This window comes from Novosphingobium sp. RL4, assembly GCF_035658495.1.
GTDB lineage: Bacteria > Pseudomonadota > Alphaproteobacteria > Sphingomonadales > Sphingomonadaceae > Novosphingobium.
Genome location: NZ_CP141945.1, coordinates 1,569,803 through 1,588,259 on the forward strand (window position 1 = coordinate 1,569,803; position 18,457 = coordinate 1,588,259).

General features: G+C 61.0%; 13 protein-coding genes. 5 read left to right on the top strand and 8 right to left on the bottom strand.

The window, feature by feature from the left end:
* Positions 1-2 precede the first annotated feature (2 nt).
* Positions 3-1,322 (top strand): glycoside hydrolase family 1 protein, encoded by a 1,320-nt coding sequence (locus U9J33_RS23900; RefSeq protein ID WP_324699411.1) that lies wholly within the window; start codon positions 3-5, stop codon positions 1,320-1,322.
* A gap of 70 nt (positions 1,323-1,392) precedes the next feature.
* Positions 1,393-4,473 (top strand): alpha-L-rhamnosidase, encoded by a 3,081-nt coding sequence (locus U9J33_RS23905; RefSeq protein WP_324699412.1) that lies wholly within the window; start codon positions 1,393-1,395, stop codon positions 4,471-4,473.
* Here the strand turns inward: U9J33_RS23905 and U9J33_RS23910 are convergent.
* A complete protein-coding gene (locus tag U9J33_RS23910) occupies positions 4,470-5,399 on the bottom strand; it encodes a LysR family transcriptional regulator (RefSeq protein WP_324699413.1) in 930 nt (309 codons plus the stop codon). The genes U9J33_RS23905 and U9J33_RS23910 overlap by 4 nt on opposite strands.
* Before the next feature lie 101 nt (positions 5,400-5,500).
* On the opposite strand from U9J33_RS23910, the gene U9J33_RS23915 reads away from it, so the two are divergent.
* The gene (locus U9J33_RS23915) at positions 5,501-6,550 is read left to right on the top strand and encodes an aromatic ring-hydroxylating dioxygenase subunit alpha (RefSeq protein WP_324699414.1); all 1,050 of its coding nucleotides are present in this window, start codon (positions 5,501-5,503) and stop codon (positions 6,548-6,550) included.
* 451 nt (positions 6,551-7,001) lie between these two features.
* Here the strand turns inward: U9J33_RS23915 and U9J33_RS23920 are convergent, their stop codons facing one another.
* The 5 genes from U9J33_RS23920 to U9J33_RS23940 form a co-directional block, all read right to left on the bottom strand.
* A complete protein-coding gene (locus U9J33_RS23920) occupies positions 7,002-8,513 on the bottom strand; it encodes an alginate export family protein (RefSeq protein ID WP_324699415.1) in 1,512 nt (503 codons plus the stop codon).
* 56 nt (positions 8,514-8,569) lie between these two features.
* Positions 8,570-9,877 (bottom strand): MFS transporter, encoded by a 1,308-nt coding sequence (locus U9J33_RS23925; RefSeq protein WP_324699416.1) that lies wholly within the window; start codon positions 9,875-9,877, stop codon positions 8,570-8,572.
* Between the two features lie 77 nt (positions 9,878-9,954).
* Positions 9,955-11,220 carry a gallate dioxygenase gene (locus U9J33_RS23930; RefSeq protein ID WP_324699417.1) on the bottom strand — a complete coding sequence of 422 codons (1,266 nt, stop codon included), beginning with the start codon at positions 11,218-11,220 and terminating at the stop codon, positions 9,955-9,957.
* 47 nt (positions 11,221-11,267) lie between these two features.
* On the bottom strand, positions 11,268-12,386 hold the full coding sequence (locus U9J33_RS23935; protein ID WP_054435521.1) for an aromatic ring-hydroxylating dioxygenase subunit alpha: 1,119 nt from the start codon (positions 12,384-12,386) through the stop codon (positions 11,268-11,270).
* A gap of 23 nt (positions 12,387-12,409) precedes the next feature.
* Positions 12,410-13,381 (bottom strand): PDR/VanB family oxidoreductase, encoded by a 972-nt coding sequence (locus U9J33_RS23940; RefSeq protein WP_324699418.1) that lies wholly within the window; start codon positions 13,379-13,381, stop codon positions 12,410-12,412.
* 148 nt (positions 13,382-13,529) lie between these two features.
* Between U9J33_RS23940 and U9J33_RS23945 the strand changes: the two genes are divergently transcribed.
* On the top strand, positions 13,530-14,738 hold the full coding sequence (locus U9J33_RS23945) for a LysR substrate-binding domain-containing protein (RefSeq protein ID WP_324699419.1): 1,209 nt from the start codon (positions 13,530-13,532) through the stop codon (positions 14,736-14,738).
* Positions 14,739-14,765: 27 nt separating this feature from the next.
* Here U9J33_RS23945 and U9J33_RS23950 read toward each other — a convergent pair whose 3' ends face one another.
* The gene (locus U9J33_RS23950; protein ID WP_324699420.1) at positions 14,766-15,647 is read right to left on the bottom strand and encodes a LysR family transcriptional regulator; all 882 of its coding nucleotides are present in this window, start codon (positions 15,645-15,647) and stop codon (positions 14,766-14,768) included.
* Between the two features lie 186 nt (positions 15,648-15,833).
* Between U9J33_RS23950 and U9J33_RS23955 the strand changes: the two genes are divergently transcribed.
* Complete coding sequence (locus tag U9J33_RS23955; RefSeq protein ID WP_420719926.1) at positions 15,834-16,847, top strand: YeiH family protein; 1,014 nt, start codon at positions 15,834-15,836, stop codon at positions 16,845-16,847.
* Between the two features lie 76 nt (positions 16,848-16,923).
* Here U9J33_RS23955 and U9J33_RS23960 read toward each other — a convergent pair whose 3' ends face one another.
* Positions 16,924-18,006, bottom strand: a complete 1,083-nt coding sequence (locus U9J33_RS23960; protein WP_324699422.1) for a sensor domain-containing diguanylate cyclase — start codon at positions 18,004-18,006, stop codon at positions 16,924-16,926.
* Positions 18,007-18,457: the final 451 nt, after the last annotated feature.

The following is an 18,457-nucleotide window of genomic DNA, read 5'->3' on the forward strand; positions in this document are numbered from 1 at the left end:
GCGTGATTGATCGCATGACCCGCCGCAACATCCTCAAAACGGCGGGCACCGGTCTGGTACTCGCGGGGGCATCGCCCCTTCTCGGCGCATCTCCGCGAGTGCAGCGCAGACTACCTCGTGATTTTCTGTGGGGCGCAGCCACAGCAGGCCATCAGGTCGAGGGCGGAAACATCAACAGCGACAGCTGGGTGTCGGAACATCTGTCGCCCAGCTCGTTCCCCGAACCGTCCGGCGATGCCTGTGACAGCTGGAACCGCTGGCGGGAAGATATCGCGCTCGTCAAGCGAATGGGCCTGAACACCTATCGCTTCGGGATCGAGTGGTCGCGCATCGAGCCTGCCAGGGGCGAATGGTCGCTGGCTAGCCTCGCACATTATCGAGCGATGGTGGATACCTGCCTGGAGCTGGGGCTGAAACCCATCATCACATTCTCGCATTTCACCGTACCTCGCTGGTTTGCAGGCAACGGTGGTTGGGAGAATCCCGAAAGCGTTGAGCTGTTTGGCCGCTTCTGCGAGACAGCAGCCCGGGCGCTGGGCACCGGCTATGGTCATGCCCTGACGTTCAACGAACCGAACCTGGCGGCCCAACTCTCCTGGCAACCGGAGTTTCGCCAGGCGATGAAGTATTTTGCGATGGGCAATCAGCAGGCGGCCAAGATGATCGGTTCCGATCGCTTCGCTTCCACGTTGACCTCGGACCCTGCCAAAACCCTCGCGAACACCATCGCAGCCCACCATCGCGGTCGCGAGGCCATCAAGTCGGTGCACCCGAGCGTGGAAATCGGTCTCAGCCTTGCAGTGGCCGACGAACAGGCATTGCCGGGTGAAAGTGCACTTCAGCGCAAGATTGCCGAAGTGTACCAGCCTTGGTTTGACGCAGTGGCCCAGGACGATTTCGTGGGGGTTCAGACGTATGGACGCGCTGTTGTCGGACCCGATGCGGATATTCCGCCACCTGCCGGCGCAGAAGTCACGCAGACCGGTATGGAGTTCTATCCCGAAGCGCTCGAAGTCACCGTGAAATGGGTCGCCGAAGCAACCGGCCGCCCCATCATTGTCACTGAGAACGGCGTTGCGACCAACAACGATGACCGCCGAATCGCCTATATTGATCGCGCCTTGGCTGGACTTGGCCGGGCAATGGATGCCGGTACCGACGTTCGCGGCTACATTCACTGGTCCTTGCTCGATAACTTTGAATGGAATCGGGCATATACCGCGCAGTTCGGCCTGGTTGCCGTTGATCGAAAGACCTTCGCGCGCACGATCAAGCCTAGCGGGCCGCATCTCGGCCGCTACGCCAGAACCAACAAAATCTGATCGCGCCCGCAACTGAACGGGGGCCAGAAGTGCGGCACACCGCCCAAGGCCCCGGTTGGAGAGGAGACCAATGCCGAACATCGATCGCCGCTCGCTTCTCGTAACCGGGGCACTCGCTGCAACGACGGCGGCCGGATCACGCCCGGGTTCTGCTTTAGCGGCGCAGGCCATGAAAATCGTCGACCTGAAAACCGCCGGACGGTTGAACCCGATTGGCATCGGCGAACATCGCCCTGCCTTGTCGTGGCGAATGGAGGGTCCCGCCGGAACTGAGCAGAAGGCTTGGCGCGTGTTGGTCGCTTCATCGCCTGCAATTCTTGCCAGCGGTCGCGGGGACCTTTGGGACAGTGGCCGCGTAGAAGGCAGCGCTTCGACCGGAATTCGATATGACGGTGCCGAACTCGCAAGCACCCGCCAATGCCATTGGAAGGTTTGCTGCTGGAACTCAGCGGAACAGCGCGCTTGGAGCACGTCTGCAACGTGGGAAATGGGCTACATTGTTGCTTCAGACTGGACCGGAAAATGGCTGGCTGCCGAGGCCATGGATGAGCGTATCGACCGTTTGGCGGCCCCCGAATGGGTGCTTGGGTCATCGCCAGGAACTGACAAGCCTCGAGCCTTCCGTCTTCCCTTTACCAGTGGCAAGGGGCCGGCAGTAGTTACAATCGTCGCCGACGGCGCGCTTTCCAGGCTAGCAATCGACGGCAGACCACTCACCCTGCCGGCGCGCGATCCCAATGCCTTCGGCGGCGCTCCTGCAGCCAAATTCGAGTTGGAACTGGGCGAAGGAGACCATCTGCTCAGCGCATTGGTCGCACCTGTTCCTGGCTTTTTCGTGAAGCCAACGGTGATGCTCGCATCGCTTGTTCGGGTGACGACCCAGAACGGAGCTCAGGCAAGAATCGCCAGTGGTTGGCAAACTCAAATGCCAACGGAAACGGTCTGGAGCATGGCCGACAAGGCGGAAAATCAGCCGAACTTCCCGTGGCCGCCGACGCCTGCTCGGATGCTGCGCCGCAACTTCTCAAGCAAGGCTACAATCGCGCGAGCACGGCTGCACGTTGCCGCGCTTGCCGGTTACCGCTTCTGGATCAACGCCGCCCGTGTCGGTGATGATGAATTGCAAGCTGAACCGGTCGACTACAGCAAGCGGGTTCCTGTCAGAACCTATGATGTAACCCACCTCCTGCGTCAGGGAGACAATGTCGTCGCCGCGTTGGTGGGGGATGGCAACTTCGCCAGCTATCAAGCTCCGGAGGGGCGGTATCCCTACTTGGGAGCGCCCCGACGGTTCCAGGCGGTTTTGGAGATCTTCGGTGATGACGGGGCAATCCAGCGCGTTGTCAGCGACGGCGATTGGCGACACAAGACTTCGCATCTCACGATGTCGGAGAACTACGCGGGCGAAGATCAAGACCTTCGTCTCTTGCCTGATGGCTGGAATGCGCCGGGATATGACGACACTGGCTGGGAAAGCGTATGGGAAGCGCCGGATCCCCAGCTTTCCTTTTCGGCGGCCATTTCCGAACCCGTCCGAGTGATCAGAGAGCTTGTGCCACAATCGATTGTGAAACTCGGCGAAAAGCGTTTCGTCGTCGATTTTGGGCAGAATTTCGCGGGGCGAGTGCAGCTACGAGTCGACGGCAAGGCTGGTGACGTGATCACGGTCAGTCACGCAGAGGTGCTTGGCGGCGACGGAGATCTTGATCGCCGCAACTTGCGCGCTGCACGCGCGCAGGACCGCTACATTCTCAGGGGGGGCAATGAAGTGCTTGCTCCCGTTCTGACTTACCAGGGCTTCCGGTACGCTCGGACCGAAGGTCTGGATATCATCGCCAAGACGATGGTTACAGGCCTTGTCCTTTCCAGTGATATTGGTGAAATCGGCACCCTCCGGGTTGAAGAGCCGCGCGTGCAAAAATTGTGGCTCAATGCCCTTTGGAGCCAACGCTCGAACTTCATGGGGATTGCGACCGACTGTCCTCAACGTGACGAACGCCTGGGGTGGACGGGCGATGCGCAGGTATTCTGGGATACCGCCAGTTTCAACATGAATACCAGCGGCTTCACCCGCTCTTTTTGCCGCGCCATGCGCGATGCTCAAGGCAAGAGCGGCGCATTTCCGTTGTGGGCTCCAAATCCGGCCGGTTTGGGCTGGGGCACGCCATCAGCGACACCGGGATGGGCAGATGCCGGCGTAATGCTGCCTTACATCAGCTACCTGCACAGCGGCGATGCCACGATCGTCGATGAGAACTGGCAAGCTATGACGTCCTACCTCGACGGAATTCTGGCTACGAACCCGGATGGCCTTTGGGCAAAGGATCGAGGTGCGGATCTCGGCGATTGGCTGGCGCTTGATGCTAAGAGTCCGATGGATGAAACAACGCCGAAGGCTTTGATTGCCACTGCGATGCTCGCCAGGTCGATCGGACAGGTCGCTCAAATGGCGAAATGGACAGGGCGCACCGATGAGGCCGGGCGCTGGCAGGCGCGGCTCGAACAGACCAGGCGTGCATTCCGGCAGGCATTCGTTGCGGAAGATGGGACTGTCGGGAACGGCAGTCATTGCAGCTTTGTCCTGGCGCTCAGCCTTGATCTGCTGACCGATAAGCAACGCGCCTCAGCCGGCGCGCTGCTTGCGGCCGATATCCGCCGTAGGGGTACGCTCCTTTCCACCGGCTTTCTGGGAACGCCGTTGGCGCTCGATGCTTTGGCAAGCATTGGCGAGGAAAAGCTGATTTGGGATCTTCTGCTGCGCCGCGACTATCCCTCTTGGGGCTACATGGCCGACCACGGCGCGACGACCATCTGGGAACGTTGGAACGGCGATACCGGTGACATCGCGATGAATTCGTTCAACCACTATGCGCTCGGTGCTGTCTGCGGCTTCCTCTACCGCCGGGTCGCCGGAATCGCCCCAATCGAGCCTGGCTTCGCACGGTTTGCGGTTTCGCCCGTGATGGATGATCGCATCCCATCGGCAGGCGCCACTCTGGAAACCGTGCGCGGGCGGGTCGAGACGCGTTGGAGCCGAACACGCCAAGGCCGCGTTCTCGAAATTGTCGTCCCCAGCAACTCACGAGCGACTGTGGCCTTGCCGAACGGTCCAGTCGATATCACGGCCGGTTCACACAGGTTTGTGACCTAGGCACTCGTCGGGGATGGGTCGCGGCCGAGAAAGAGTTCAGCGATAAGCCGGCGTAGCCACAAAACGGCGGGATCGTCCTGGGCCCGGCGGTGCCAGAATTGTTGAAGGCTGATCATCGGCGACGGCAGAGGCGGGGCGATGACCTTGAGGTGGGCCATCGTCGCAAAGATACCCCCGACCGCAGCCGGGACGGTGCTGATCAGATCGGACCCAGCTACCAGCAGCGGCACACTCATGAAGTGTGGTGACTGAAGTTGGATTCGCCGTGATAGACCCATTTCCCTCAGCTTCGCTTCAAAGAGTTCCTGGCTTCGACCGCGCTGCGCGACGACGATGTGCCCGAGGCCCAAGTAAGTCTGCAGTGACCAGCCAACGTTCGCGTGAGGATGGTCGGCGCGTGCGATGCAGGCAAAGGGATGGTCGAACAGTTTTTGGGTCAGAAAATTGCTGCCATCCAAATCGGGGAAATAGCCGAGAGCAAGGTCCACCGCACCATCCGCCATAGCTGCCTGCAGTTCGTCCGGAGCCATCGACCGCGATTGAAGGGTGATGCCGGGCGCGCGTACTGCCAGTTCGGACATGAGGCGGGGGAGAAAAACCAGCTCCCCGATATCCGATGTGCTGATGGTGAAGCGACGATCGGAAGATGTTGGATCGAACGTTCGCTGGGCGAATATCTCATCTTCAAGGGAAGCCAGCATTTTGCGCAGCGGTTCACGCACCGATTGTCCAAGAGCGGTTGGCTGCATGGTATTGCCGACTCGGATGAGCAGCTCGTCCTCAAACTGAGCCCTAAGCTTACTCAATGCGAAACTGACATTGGGCTGACTCATCCCTAGGCGTCGGGCTGTCGCATTCACACCGCCCTCCTCGAGAAGCGCGTCAAGAACGATGAGGAGGTTGAGGTCGAAATGTCTGTAGTTCACTGAGGTTATCCGTTTCAGGAATAAGCTATATCAGAATAAACAGTCCTGCAAATCGGCAGGTGCCTCGTTATCGTATCCTCATAACGAGAGAGGATCTGGCCGTGGCCGATGCAATTTTTCTAAAGAATTTGTGGTACGTTGCGGGTTGGAGCAGCAATCTGGCACCGGGAGATCGCGTCGGGCGTACTTACCTTGATGAGCCGGTCGTACTGTGGCGTTCGCTGGACGGTACCGCATTCGCGCTGGAGGATCGTTGTGCCCATCGCGCCATGCCGCTTTCGGCAGGCGTGGTCGACAATGGCAGCATTCGGTGCCCGTATCATGGCTTGGAGTTCGGTGGTGACGGCAAGTGCACGCGCATTCCTGCTCAAGATCGAGTTCCAGAAACGGCGCGCGTCCGGACCTATCCCATCGTTGAAAAGCAGGGGCTCATCTGGATTTGGATGGGCGCTGCCGACCGGGCGGACAGTGCGCTGGTTCCTGATTACCCAATCCATGAAAATCCGGCCTACGCATGGCGAAGCGCTCATTTTCCGGTGAAGGGTAACTGGCAACTGCTGATCGACAACCTGATGGACCTGTCGCATCTGCCATACATTCACGCGAACACCATCGGCGGTAACCCCGAACTGCACTTCAAGACGAAGACGCAGTCAGAAAAACTTGCCAATGGCGTGCGCGTTGTTCGCCACATGCCTGATTCTGTCCCGCCTCCGACTTATGTGGATGCTGCTGGTTTCAAGGGGCGCATCGATCGTTGGCAAGAAATTGAGTTTGCGCCGATCAATATCAGGATTCACACAGGAGCCTGCGACGCCGGGACTGGCGCCTACGAGGGCAATCAGGAGAGCGGGTTTTCGATGCGCGGTTTTCACGGCATTACGCCGGAAACGGCCACGACGACCCACTATTTCTGGTCCATGGCCACGAATATCCTGGACAACGGTATTCCTGACGAGGTCTTTGAGCAGACGGCGCGGACATTCCGCGAGGACCAAGAGGTGCTGGAACTGCAACAGCTTCGCATTTCCCAAAACCCATCGGCACCGATGATCGACATCGCCAGTGACGTTGGAGGGCGGCATACCCGCCAACTGATCGCCAAACTATTTCGGGAGGAAGCGCCCGCTGTTTCGGCTCAGGCCATATAGAAATCGAATCAGTTCGGCCAAATGAGCCATTCCTGATTGTCGGGAATGACCGCTATCAGGATTCCTTTGAAAGCGAGGGCAGGATCGGGCGGTTGCTGCCGATGCATCATGAGTAACCTGAACGCTGGAGGTGTCTGGTTTCTTTAGCCAGGCCCTCCGAAGCCGAAAATCGCGAGCTTTCCACTCCGGCAGTTTCAGGATCACCTTCGTCTCGGTGAACGGAGGGCGGCTTTCAGAACACCAAAATGGGTGATGAACGGCCGCTATGTTGGCGACAACGATCGTAAAATGAGCGGTGTTGCTAGTGGATTTTGCTCAGTTCTTTGCGGGCTTTGAGTTGCGTTAGCCCATCACAGAATGGAGGAGACGACGGGGGAGCGGTGAATGATCATCATGCCCGATCCACTAGGCGGCGTGTTCGGCGAAACGGCAACCTGCGATCCCGTCGCGATCAGAAGCGGATCTGCTGCCAAACGCCGACGTAATTCGAACTCTTGCCGCCGCCGGCCCGGAAGGCGTCGCTGGCGACCCAGCGCGTGAAGAACAGGCGATAACTGAGGTTTTTGGTGACATTCCAGTCTGCCTGGAAATTGTACCCGGTGCCGATGTAGGAAGAGCCGACGGGGCGAATGCCCGGATAGTTTGTCGGCCCCTGATAGGTCGCATCGTTTTTCGTTTCGCGCCAGAAGAACTCCGGACCTGCCACGAGTGTGAGCGATTTGGCAGGTTTGACCGTCAGGTTCGGGTAGAGATCGACGATGTTCGAGAAGTTCAGGAAACCGGCATCGCCGAAAAGCGGCAATCGCGGGGCAGGAGGCGCAAAAGTGCCCAGCGAGCCGTTGTTCGGCTTACCGTCGCCACTGAACGCATCGAAATGTAAACCCAGCCGGGGCTGCAGCGGTGTCGATTTCGGCAGGCTGTAGCCAAAGTCGCTGTTGAACCCCCACGCCCGGATATGATCTCCGGCGAAACTGCCGGTCTGGTACGTCCCTTCGGCGTCGTAGTCCCACGCGCCGCTCTTGCCGCCGATGCGCATCCCCCAGCTCCGGCGGTGCTCCTCGCCGGTCAGAAGCGCGAATTTCGCGACTTTATTGAACACGTCGTAGTGATAGATGTCGATCTGCGTGTCCGGCAGGATCAGTCCTTTGACGGCCGAGATGGTCACGCCGTTGAAGTGGCGGTCCGGGTTCGCCTTATCGTCGAAAGACCCTTCGAACAATTGCATGGGCCGAACGGCAGAGGCGTCAATCCGCAGCTTGTGCTTGAGGATGAAAGTTCCGCGCACCCCCTGATAGGTAAAGCGAACGTTGGTACCGTCCCGAAGGCCGACGAGCTTGCCATTACCGAGCGGCATCTCGAACCGGCCCGGACGGATCGTAACGAGTGCATCCTCGCCAATGGGAATCGTGACGTCCGCAAATATCTGCTGGAATTCCAGCTTGTCATGATTGGGCGGTGTCTTGAGCGTCGCGTCGTATTCCCTGTTGTGCCCCAGTTCGCTGAAGATACGCAGGTAAGGCGTGACGTGAAGGTCGGTGACGAGCCGAAGCCGCTGTCCGAGGTTTGCGTTTTTGTCGTCCGCGTTGGCGCCAAGGCTCTGGTGCGACCAGTTCTGGTAGTAGTAGCGGATTTCCCCACCTACGGAGAAGTAGACGTCGTCACCGATCACCGGGACGTGGCGCAGGCTCTCCAGCGGGTTCTTCCTGCGATATTCGGGGTCGGCGGCGGCTTTCCAGTCCTCTGTCCAGCGCAGGCTTTGCGGCATGCCGGAGGGAGCGGGAACGCCGCCCGGCACGGGTTCGGGCACAGGAGGTGCAAGGGGAACCGGCGCCGGCGAGACTTGTGCAAGCGCGGCCCCAGGCAGCGCGGTGGCAGCCAAGCCCAGCAAGGCAACGCGCAGACGGCGCATTTCGGGTGATTTTTGCGTATTCACGATGCGACTCTCCCTGGGCCGGGCCTCCATGAGCCCGGCCTCGAATTCATTCTTGCTGGCCAGTTCCCGGTTTTGCGGGAGCCCGTTCAGGCGATGGTGCTTTCGCGATATCTGAAGGTCAGAAGGACGATGCCGGCGAGCAAGGTTCCGCAGGCCAACATCACGGCGACAGGGCCAAGCGACCAACCCCACGTGAACAGCAACCCGGCAATGACCGGCCCGAGCGCAGCGCCTGCCCGGCCGGCGCCAATCACAAGCCCGGTGCCGCCGGCCCGCAGATGGGCCGGGAAGCATTGCGCGATCACGGCGTAGAGTCCGGCGGTCGCGCCATTGGTGAAGAAGCCGCCCACGCAGGCCATGATGGACAGCCTGGCCAGCGTCGTCGGCCAGTACCCGAACACGCAGAGCGCCGCAGCTCCGCCGAACATCGCCGCCGCAACCAGATAGCGCACACTGAAGCGCTGGCTTAGCAGGCTGACGCCGAGCGAACCTAGCGCCCCCCCGACATTGGCCCAGACCAGCACGCCGCCTGCAGCCGCCGCCGCGAACCCCATGTCGACGACGATCTTGGGGATCCACTTCACGAAGAAGTAGAAGCTCATCATGTGGCCGAAGTAGATCATCGTCAGCAACAGCGTGATCGAGCGTATTCCAGGCGCGAACAGTTGGGCGACGCCGGTGCCCGCGACCTGCACATCGCGCGGCGGCAATGCAGAAAGCGGCGCGCGGCCCTGGCGGACCATAGTGCGATTGATCTTCTCCAGCGCCCTTGCCGGTCGCTTATGCACAAGGAACGCGATCGTTTCCGGCACCAGCCACAGCACCAGCGGGATGAAACACAGTGTCGCCAGTGCGCCGAACTCGAAGACCGACTGCCAGCGGCCGGTCGCAGCGAGCAGGGCGGAGGCGATGCTCCCGCCAACGATCGCGCCGATCGGATAGCCCCCCGCCATGATCGCAACCGCAAGGTTGCGACGGCGCGCGTTCGAACATTCCGCCACGATCGCTCCGGTCGCGGCCAGCATTCCGCCTATGCCGAGCCCGGTGAACAGGCGGAAAGCCGAAAGCATCGTAACGTTGCCTGCAAGCGAGGCCAGCGCCATGCCGGTGCCCATGATGACGAGGCAGCCCAGAATGGTCGGACGCCGGCCGAACCGATCTGCCAGATTGCCGAGCAGGAATGCGCCGATCCCCATGCCGATCAATTCCATCGACAGGACGAACCCGAGCGCGGCGCGCGTAATCCCCCACTCGTGAGCGATGCCGGGCGAAGCGAAACTGATCGAGAGCACGTCGAAACCGTCAAGTGCGTTGAGCGCAGTGGCGGTCGCCACTGTGAGGACCTGCCGGTAATGCATGGGCTCACGCGCAATGATCGCGCGGGGATCTTCCATCGTATTCTCCCATTACCGGCGCAGGCCATTCTGCGTGGCCAGCCCGCCGGACTTGTTCTGCCTGGTTGAAAGGTCGGTCAGTTTCCGACCGGGGCGGCGACCGAGTAGGTCACCTGCTGATTTCGGGTTTTCTGGAAGTCTTCCACCGTCTGCCCGCGCATGCCGGCATAGATGTCCAGATTGGAAGCGCCCGAGATCGCCGCCAGCTTCTCCAGAAGGAAGAAGACGACGCCGTAGTGGATCAGGCCCCGCCAATCCCGGCGGCGGATCAGGTCACGCTCCTCATCGGTGATATCCGCAAGGGCCAGTACGCTTTCCTCGTCCGCCTGGAATGCGGCGCGGGTCTCGGCGTCGATGAGGCCATGCAGGAACTTGTTGACCCGCCAACCGCCAGCGCTCCGATCGAGCGTATAGGGATAGGTTCCCTCCAGCCGGTTCGCGCCCGCAAGCTCGGCATCCATCGCTTGGCGATGTTGCTCTGCTTGGGCCTCGCTCATCGGCGCCGCTTCGTTCTCGTAGATCGCGGTCGCAATCGCGCACATCGAAGGGAGATAGTAGCTCTGGTGAACCTTGCGCACACTCGCTGAAAGCGCGCCGCGCATGATGAGCCACATGATGACCTCGGACCCTTCCATGCCGCCGAGCCTGGCGTAGTCGGCATGGGTGAGGCGCGTCAGTGCGATCGGGTCTTTTTCCAACAGTTCGAGGAATTCCTCATCCCACGGCGTGTTGTTGAACCCGCAGCGTTCGCCATGGACCTGATGCGAAAGACCGCCGGTAGCGACGAGGGCGACCTTTATATCCTCCGGATAGCTCTCGATCGCCCGGCGCAGCGCCTGCCCCAGTTTCCAGCAGCGCAGGGCCGTCGGGATGGGGAACTGGAGCACACCGACCTGCAGCGGCACGATCTTCGCCCGCCATCCCGCCGCATCGTGCGGCAGGAGCACTGAAAGCGGGGAGAAGATGCCATGATCCAGTCCCTTGTCACGGAACGTGCTCATATCGAACTCGTCGGTCATCAGCGATTGCACGATGTGGCGAGAGAGGCCCGCATGTCCGGCGATGGGCGGCATCGGCCGCGGCCCGCCGCCCTCGTCCGCAACAGCGTAACTGTCATCCACGCCGAGGCAGAACGCCGAATAGTGATCGAAGAAAAACGACGTGATGTGATCGTTGTAGATCATCAGCAGGACGTCGGGCTTGCGGTCTTCGATCCATCGGCCGATCGGCGCATAGGATTCGAAGATTGGCTTCCAGGCCGGATCCTCCTGCTTGTTCGCGTCGAGCGCGAAACCGATGGTCGGGGTGTGCGAGGTGGCGATCGCACCGATGATGGTTGCCATGGGAGCTCCGGAATCTCAGAAAAAGTGCATCCGCGTCGCGATCGGGATCAGCGCGCTTCGGCCATCGCCAGACGGTACATGATCCGCCGCGCCATCAGGCCGGGCTTGTCCGGCGCGAAGCTCAGGTCGAACTGCTCCTCGCCGTCGGTACGGACCACCTCGTTGATCCACTGCAGTGCCTCGACATCTTCGGAATAGGCCTGCGTGTGCGCTTCGAGCATGAAGCCATCGATATCCGCATCGCCCGGCAGATAGTCGCGCGAGTTGAACCACCAGTAGTGCATCGAATCGTTCGTCTCGGGCGTGAAGACGTGGGTGATGTTGTAGCGATAGAGCGCCGGCTTGCCCTCATCCGGCTCATGGACGCGGACGCGCGCATAAGCGGTGTGCAAGGCAGGCGAAACGAAGCGCGCCTCGGAGGTGCGGTCAACGCGCTTGTCCATGATCTGTGCAGGCTTGCCGTAGACACCCGGCGGCGAGGAATTGAGCAGTTCGCGCCGGATCACCACCTGGTTGTCCTCGGTAGAAGCGCTCAGCTTCGAGCGCGCATATTCAGGCGTGCCTACCGTGTCGGGATGAAGGAAGGGAAAGTGGGTCTGGTCGATCAGGTTCTCATGCATCGAGACGTAATCGGCATTGATATGGAAATCGCCGGAAACGGTGCCCCATTCGGGATCGCTCAGCCACCAGGTGTCCGGAATCAGCGCCTCGTCGGCAAGATCGGGCGCACCCATCCAGATCCAGGTCAGCGGACCGCGGTCGGCAATCGGAAATGTCCGCACCGCAGCGGTGGCCGGCACGTTGGCGAGCGCGGGCAGCTTGGCGCAGACACCATCGGTCCCGAACTCCATGCCGTGATAGCCGCAGACCAGTTTGTCACCCACCAGCTTGCCTTTCGCAAGCGGGAAGGATCGATGCGGACACCGGTTGCGGAGAGCGACTGGCGCGCCGTCCAGAGTGCGATAAAGCACGACGTCCACGCCCAGCAGCTTGCGCGCAAGCGGGGTGCGTCCGATCTCGGTCGAGCGCGCACAGGCATACCAGCAATTGCGGATGAGCGGGGTTGTATTGTTGGCGAAGGAGCCGGAATCCTGCGGCTCCATGGCCGCAAAAATCTCGTTGTCGGTGCGTTGCCGGGCGGGTGCCTCGGGGTTGGTCGTAGTCATGGATACGTCCTGTTGTCCAAGGATCAGAGATCGAGTTCGAGCACGCGGCCGCGGATGCGCGAGCAGCAGATGGTCATCTGCCCGCCCGCGACGTGCTCCTCGTCGCTGAAGAAATGGTCGCGGTGATCGAGCGCGCCGTCGCAACCGGTCACATCGGCGATGCACAGCCCGCATTCTCCGCGCCGGCAGTCCGCGTAAGTCTCGACACCCGCGGCCTCCAGTGCATCGAGGATGGTGATCCCGGCACCAACCGGCACCCTTGCCCCATTCTTCAATCGGACCTCGAAGCTCTGATCATCGGGCCTGTGCGCCGCGTTGAACACTTCGTATCGAATGCGCGCCGGATCCCAGCAAAGCTCCTCTGCGGCCGACACGAGCGCCTGGATCATTCCCGAAGGACCGCAGACATAGACCTGGGTGCCTTCGGGCTGCGCGGCGAGAAGCGCCTTGAGATCGGGCATCCCGCCCCGCTTGGTTTCGATCACCGCGAGGCGGCCGACGCACAGCGATTCCAGTTCGCCGACATAGGCCATGGCCCCGCGTTCCTGGCCGATGTAAACCGCCGAAAACGTCTCCTGCCGGGAGCCGAGGGAACGTGCCATTGCGAAGATCGGGGTGATCCCGATGCCGCCGGCGATAAGCAGGTGGTTCGGCAGGTTGCGGATCAGGCGAAAGGCATTCAGCGCGCGCGATACGCGCAGCCGCGTTCCGACTTCGAAATTGCCATGGATGAACGCCGATCCGCGCGAGCGGTCCTCGCGCTGGACGGCGATCCGCCAGAACGGTTCGGGCGCTGCACCTGCGTCGAGTGCGCCGACCACCGAATAGTGCCGAAGGAACCGGCCCTCGCTGCCGCCAAAGCGCAGTTCCACATGGCTGCCGGCTTCGGCGGGCGGTAACGGGCGGCCATCGGCGGCCCCGATGAGAAACTCCGAGATACGGTCTGTAAGATTTCGCCGCCCCACTATGACGGCGTCCAGGTACTTGTCCTGCATGGCCTCTCCACTGCGCAGCGCCAGATCATTCGGGCTGGCGAACCTGCGCTTTGCTTCGGCACGGACCTACGGAATCGCCCGCAGCCTCGCTTATGCAATTTGCAGAAGCAGACTTGCGAAATAGGTATAATACTGGCAGGTGGGCGCTATGGCCCATGAAACCGAGCCGCTCATCTCGATCAAGCAATTGCGCGCGATCGTGGCCGTCTCGGAACATGCCAGCCTTGTCCGCGCAAGCGAACAACTGGCGATCAGCCAAAGCAGCCTATCACGCCAGATTGCGGACGCCGAGAAAGCGCTGGGCCGCAAGCTGTTCCAGCGCGGCTGGAACGGCATGGAGCCGACATCATTCGGGGCCATCATGATTGTCCATGCACGCCGCATGATGACCAGGATCGTACAGGCTAGCCGCGATCTGAATGCGCTTGGCGCCCATGCCGGCGATCTCAGCTACCATCTCAACTGGTTCGTTCTCGATGTCGTCAACGCTGTCCGCCGCACGGGAAGCGCCTCGATGGCCGCCGATTACCTTTCCGTCTCTCAACCAACGATCAGCCGAACGCTGGCTCAAGCCGCCGCTGCAATCGGGCAAGCCCCCTTCATCCGCATCGCCTCGGGCATGGCCCCAACGCCCTGCGTTCCGATACTGGAAACCCTTCGCGGCGAACTGCGCGAGGAAGCCGGTCAGATCATGACGGACCTGGGTGCTCTGGCCGATCAGGTGACGGGACGCGTCGCGATCGGCCTCCTTCCATTTTCAGAGCAGGATGTCGTGGTGGAGGCGTTCTCGGTCCTTATCCGCGAGCATCCCCATTTACGGCTGCAGGCAGTGACCGGAAGCTACACGGCCCTCACCGATGCCCTGCGCCGCGGCGAAATCGATCTCATGCTGGGGCCACTGCGCGGAACGGCAGCGCCCGGCGCATTGCGTGAAACCCCGCTTCTCGACGAACACCTGACGATTATCGCCCGCCCCGGGCATCGGCTGACAGAAGGCCATGCCGAACTTGAAACCCTGATCGGCGAAACCTGGGTCGTCGGTCCGCACGGCACGCCGACCCGGCAGTTCTTCGAGGCGTTCCTGCTCGAGCGCGGCATGACACCGCCAGCCCAGATTTGCGAAATGGTGACTTTCCCGCTCGCCGAAAAACTTGTCCTGGAAAGCGATGCGGTCGGACTTCTGACATACTCTTCCCGGCAGAAGCTATCGCTACACGAGCGGCTCGGAACCGTATCGTCCGATTTCCCCGAAGCGGTGCGCAAGATCGGGATCACCTGGCCCGTCGGACATTCCCTCTCCCTGCCGCAGGACCTCTTCCTGCAGGTGCTGCAGCGATGCCTGCCGCCCGAAAGCTGAAGCCGCCGGTGTCAAGGGCGGGAACGGTCAGCCTCGGCGCTGCGATTCGATCATTTGTAGCAATGCATCTGCGGGTTTCGTCCGATACCGCTCCTTGTGTCTGAGGCCGTAAAATGGCCTTGGCCGAAACTCTATCCCTGCCTTGTACAGCGTACCGGCGGCTATAGCCGGCGCGACAACCAGCGAGGACAGAACGGCGACGCCCGCGCCTGCCTCCACGGCGGTGCGGACACTCTCGTTGGAGGGCAGCACGAGTGCGATGTCGAGCGATGCCGGATCGATGCCAAGATCGCGCAGATGGCTGTCGAGGGTGGAACGCGTGCCGGACCCTTTTTCACGCATCACCCAGCGAGCCTTTCGAAGCCAATCCGCGTCGATCGGTTCGGTCGTGAACGGCCGGGACTGGACGAGCACCAGCCGATCCTCGCCGATGGGCCAGTGGGCGACAGCCGGATGATCGATTTCGCCTTCGACGAAGCCGAGATCGGCATTGCCGTCATGGACATGAACCGCCGCCTGCTGGGTGTTGCTGATCGTCAACTCCACACCGAGTGCCGGGTACCGCTGCTGGAACACCGCCAATAAGGGCGGAAGCCAATAATTGGCGATGGTCTGGCTGGCGACGACACGCAGCGATCCTCTCTTGAGACCGCCCAATTCTTCTAAAACCGTCTCAGCAGCGGTCGCTCGCGCGAGTACGCCGCGGGCTTCGGCCAGGAACAGACGCCCGGCTTCGGTCAGCGTGATGCCACGCCCGACACGATGGAACAGCTTGATCGCGTGACGCTCCTCCAGCGCCGCAATCGCCGCCGAAGCTGCCGACTGGGTAACGTTGAGCGCGCGGGCTGCAGCAGTCATGTGCTCACGCTCGGCCACGCCGACGAAGATGCGAAGCTGCTCCAGAGTCATAAACGACGCATACCACAATCAATATGATTTAACGATCGGAATGATAAAAAGTCCGGGTTGGATTGATTGATCGATCGGCCGTAGCTGGATCTGCGAAAGGAGATCGCAATGGCTGTTTTCGCTCATGATCGCCAGGCCCTGTCCCACTTGCCCCTCATTCAGCGCCCCACCGTACTGCCGGGTGCCATGCTCTGCCTGGCCGTAACGGCAGCCGCTTATGCACTGGAGGCTGCCGAGCGGGCAGTTACAGGCAAGGCGTGGCTGGAGGCGCTCGTACTAGCGATCCTTGTCGGCACGGCCGTGCGGAGCTTGTGGAACCCCAGCGATAAGTGGCATTCCGGGATCGCGTTCAGTGCCAGATATCCACTCGAAGTTGCAGTGGTCCTGCTTGGTGGATCGGTTAGCGCCACGATGATTTTGTCTGCCGGCACCGGCCTCCTTTTCGGCATTATCGGGGTGGTGGTCGCCGCTATCCTCCTGAGCTTCGGAATTGGTCGCCTGCTCGGCTTGCCGCCTCGCATGGCGCTGCTGGTTGCGTGCGGGAACTCGATATGCGGCAATTCCGCCATAGCGGCTGTAGCGCCGGTGATCGACGCGAACGGCGACGACGTCGCCGCGTCGATCGCCTTCACCGCCGTTCTGGGCGTGATCGTGGTGCTCGGCCTGCCGCTGATCGGTATCGGACTCGAAATGAGCGGGCTCGCTTTCGGCGCATTCGTCGGGCTGACCGTTTACGCTGTCCCGCAAGTGATCGCGGCCGCTTCGCCGCTGGGCGCGATCGCCGTCCAGATGGGCACCTTGGTCAAGCTGGTGCGAGTGCTGATGCTCGGACCGGTTTGCCTCGCCCTTTCCTTTGTCGCGCCAAAGCTCCCTCCCCGGACAGATCGAAATGGCGAGCAAGCCGCCGCTGGCACCAAGACGAAGCAACCGGGAATTGCCCATCTCGTACCGTGGTTCATCATCGGCTTCCTGGGCTTAGTTGCGTGCCGTTCGTTCGGTGTGGTGCCGATCGGTATGGTCGCCCCGATGGGCCAGGTCGCCACGCTGTTGACGGTGGTATCGATGGCAGCCCTGGGCCTCAGCGTGGATGTGTTGAGCGTAGCGAGAGCCGGGGGGCGCCTCACAGCGGCCGTGGTACTCTCGCTTCTTGGCTTGGGCGCTATCAGCCTCACGCTTCTGTTCGTGCTGCATATCGCGTGACGAGTTTACGACGGCGTAATCCGCAAGCAAAGCCCATCGCAGCCTTGCCGATGCTGCGCCCTCGGACCGCGCGACACTATTGGTGAAATACAATCCGGTTTCGGCCGGTTTCCTTGGCCCGGTACATCACCCTGTCGACCAGAGACAATAACTGCTCCTGATCCTCCACTCTGCCCTGCACCAGCAGAGCCCCGACGCTTGCCGTGACGTTGATATTGAGATCCGCCTCAGGAATATAGATGGACTCTATGGCCTTGGTGAAACGGGCAAGCAGCGCCAGCATTTTCGGCTTGCTCATGCCCGTTATCGCCACGCAGAATTCCTCGCCCCCCATGCGCGCAATCAAATCGCGCTCGCCGCAGTTACTTGTCAGCGCATCCCTGACATGAATGAGCACCCGGTCTCCCGCCGCATGCCCGTGACGGTCGTTAATCGCTTTGAAATGATCGAGATCGATCATGGCAATGCCGAGTGGAGCCATCTCCCCGCTGCCGTCCTCATGCCGGTTTGCACACAGGGCCGCGAACTCTCGAGCAAAGGCGCGGCGATTCAGGGCACCCGTCAATGGATCGATATCTGCCAGTGTCTGCATTTCCATAATCTGATGATGAATGCGCAGAGATGTGGCGACCCAATGCGCCATCCCCTGCAATCGCATCATGTCTTCCACGTCCTGCGCATATGTCTGGCAGTGCCCGATGTTGATCGTGCCGAAGCAGCGCGATCCGCTAAGCAAGGGCACATCGAGGCATGATTTCAAACCCTTGTCGCTCAGGATCTTGCAATCCCAATCGTCCAACAAGGAGAGATCCGGGCAGATTTCAGCCTTCCCCTGGGCAAAGACCCGCCCGACCATGGTACCGGAAACAGGGACGGGCATATCAATGGGAATAGCGTCATTGCCTTCCATAGCGACCAGGCGAAGATGGTCTGCATCCGCGCCCGGCAGTGCGATCGTGACGCGGTCGGCCCGAAAAATTACGCGTGACCAGCGCGCTATCACGTTCATGATATCGTCTATGCCCTGAGAGGCGGACAATTCCTCGATGAAACTGACGGGAAGCTCAATGGACAGGCCATCGTAAGACGCCTCATCCGCGGGGCTTTCAAGATCGTCATGGAGCGAGTCACCCTGGTGCCGATCAATGTGCCTGGGCATCAAAAGCTTCTCCCGCAAACCAGTGCCTTGTCGCCTCCACCATATCTTCGAATGGCAAACACATCATGCAATGTTGATAAAATGGCATATTTCACTTTGAAAAACACCAGTCCGAGCATTTAAAATTACATCTGCCCTGTTGGGATATCTTTCTCCGACAGTGGGACGGTCAGCGCCGGACCGAGCAACGACAGCACAGGGCAGCCAGAGCTGGCGCCGATCCCCGCTAGCGGCAGGATCGGAACGGATTTCCAGGAATTTTCTTTCGAAAGCCCCCTCATTTCGCGATGAACAAAATCGCTTGCGCAACCAAATGTAACTTTCAGTCCATCCAATTTTACGTCGCCGTCTGTAGAGGCGCCCCCGCCGCGCTATCTCACGACGCGCCGGGTAGTCCGAGGGCGCGGGTTCAGGCCCGCAGCTCCGGACCATCCTGCGCCCTTCGCGACGA

Bases quoted from the DNA above. Each gene is read 5' to 3' on its own strand.
- U9J33_RS23905 (WP_324699412.1), top strand. From the start codon at position 1,393: ATGCCGAACATCGATCGCCGCTCGCTTCTCGTAACCGGGGCACTCGCT.
- U9J33_RS23920 (WP_324699415.1), bottom strand. From the start codon at position 8,513: ATGGAGGCCCGGCCCAGGGAGAGTCGCATCGTGAATACGCAAAAATCA.
- U9J33_RS23925 (WP_324699416.1), bottom strand. From the start codon at position 9,877: ATGGAAGATCCCCGCGCGATCATTGCGCGTGAGCCCATGCATTACCGG.
- U9J33_RS23930 (WP_324699417.1), bottom strand. From the start codon at position 11,220: ATGGCAACCATCATCGGTGCGATCGCCACCTCGCACACCCCGACCATC.
- U9J33_RS23935 (WP_054435521.1), bottom strand. From the start codon at position 12,386: ATGACTACGACCAACCCCGAGGCACCCGCCCGGCAACGCACCGACAAC.
- U9J33_RS23940 (WP_324699418.1), bottom strand. From the start codon at position 13,381: ATGCAGGACAAGTACCTGGACGCCGTCATAGTGGGGCGGCGAAATCTT.
- U9J33_RS23945 (WP_324699419.1), top strand. From the start codon at position 13,530: ATGGCCCATGAAACCGAGCCGCTCATCTCGATCAAGCAATTGCGCGCG.
- U9J33_RS23950 (WP_324699420.1), bottom strand. From the start codon at position 15,647: ATGACTCTGGAGCAGCTTCGCATCTTCGTCGGCGTGGCCGAGCGTGAG.
- U9J33_RS23955 (WP_420719926.1), top strand. From the start codon at position 15,834: ATGCTCTGCCTGGCCGTAACGGCAGCCGCTTATGCACTGGAGGCTGCC.
- U9J33_RS23960 (WP_324699422.1), bottom strand. From the start codon at position 18,006: ATGCCCAGGCACATTGATCGGCACCAGGGTGACTCGCTCCATGACGAT.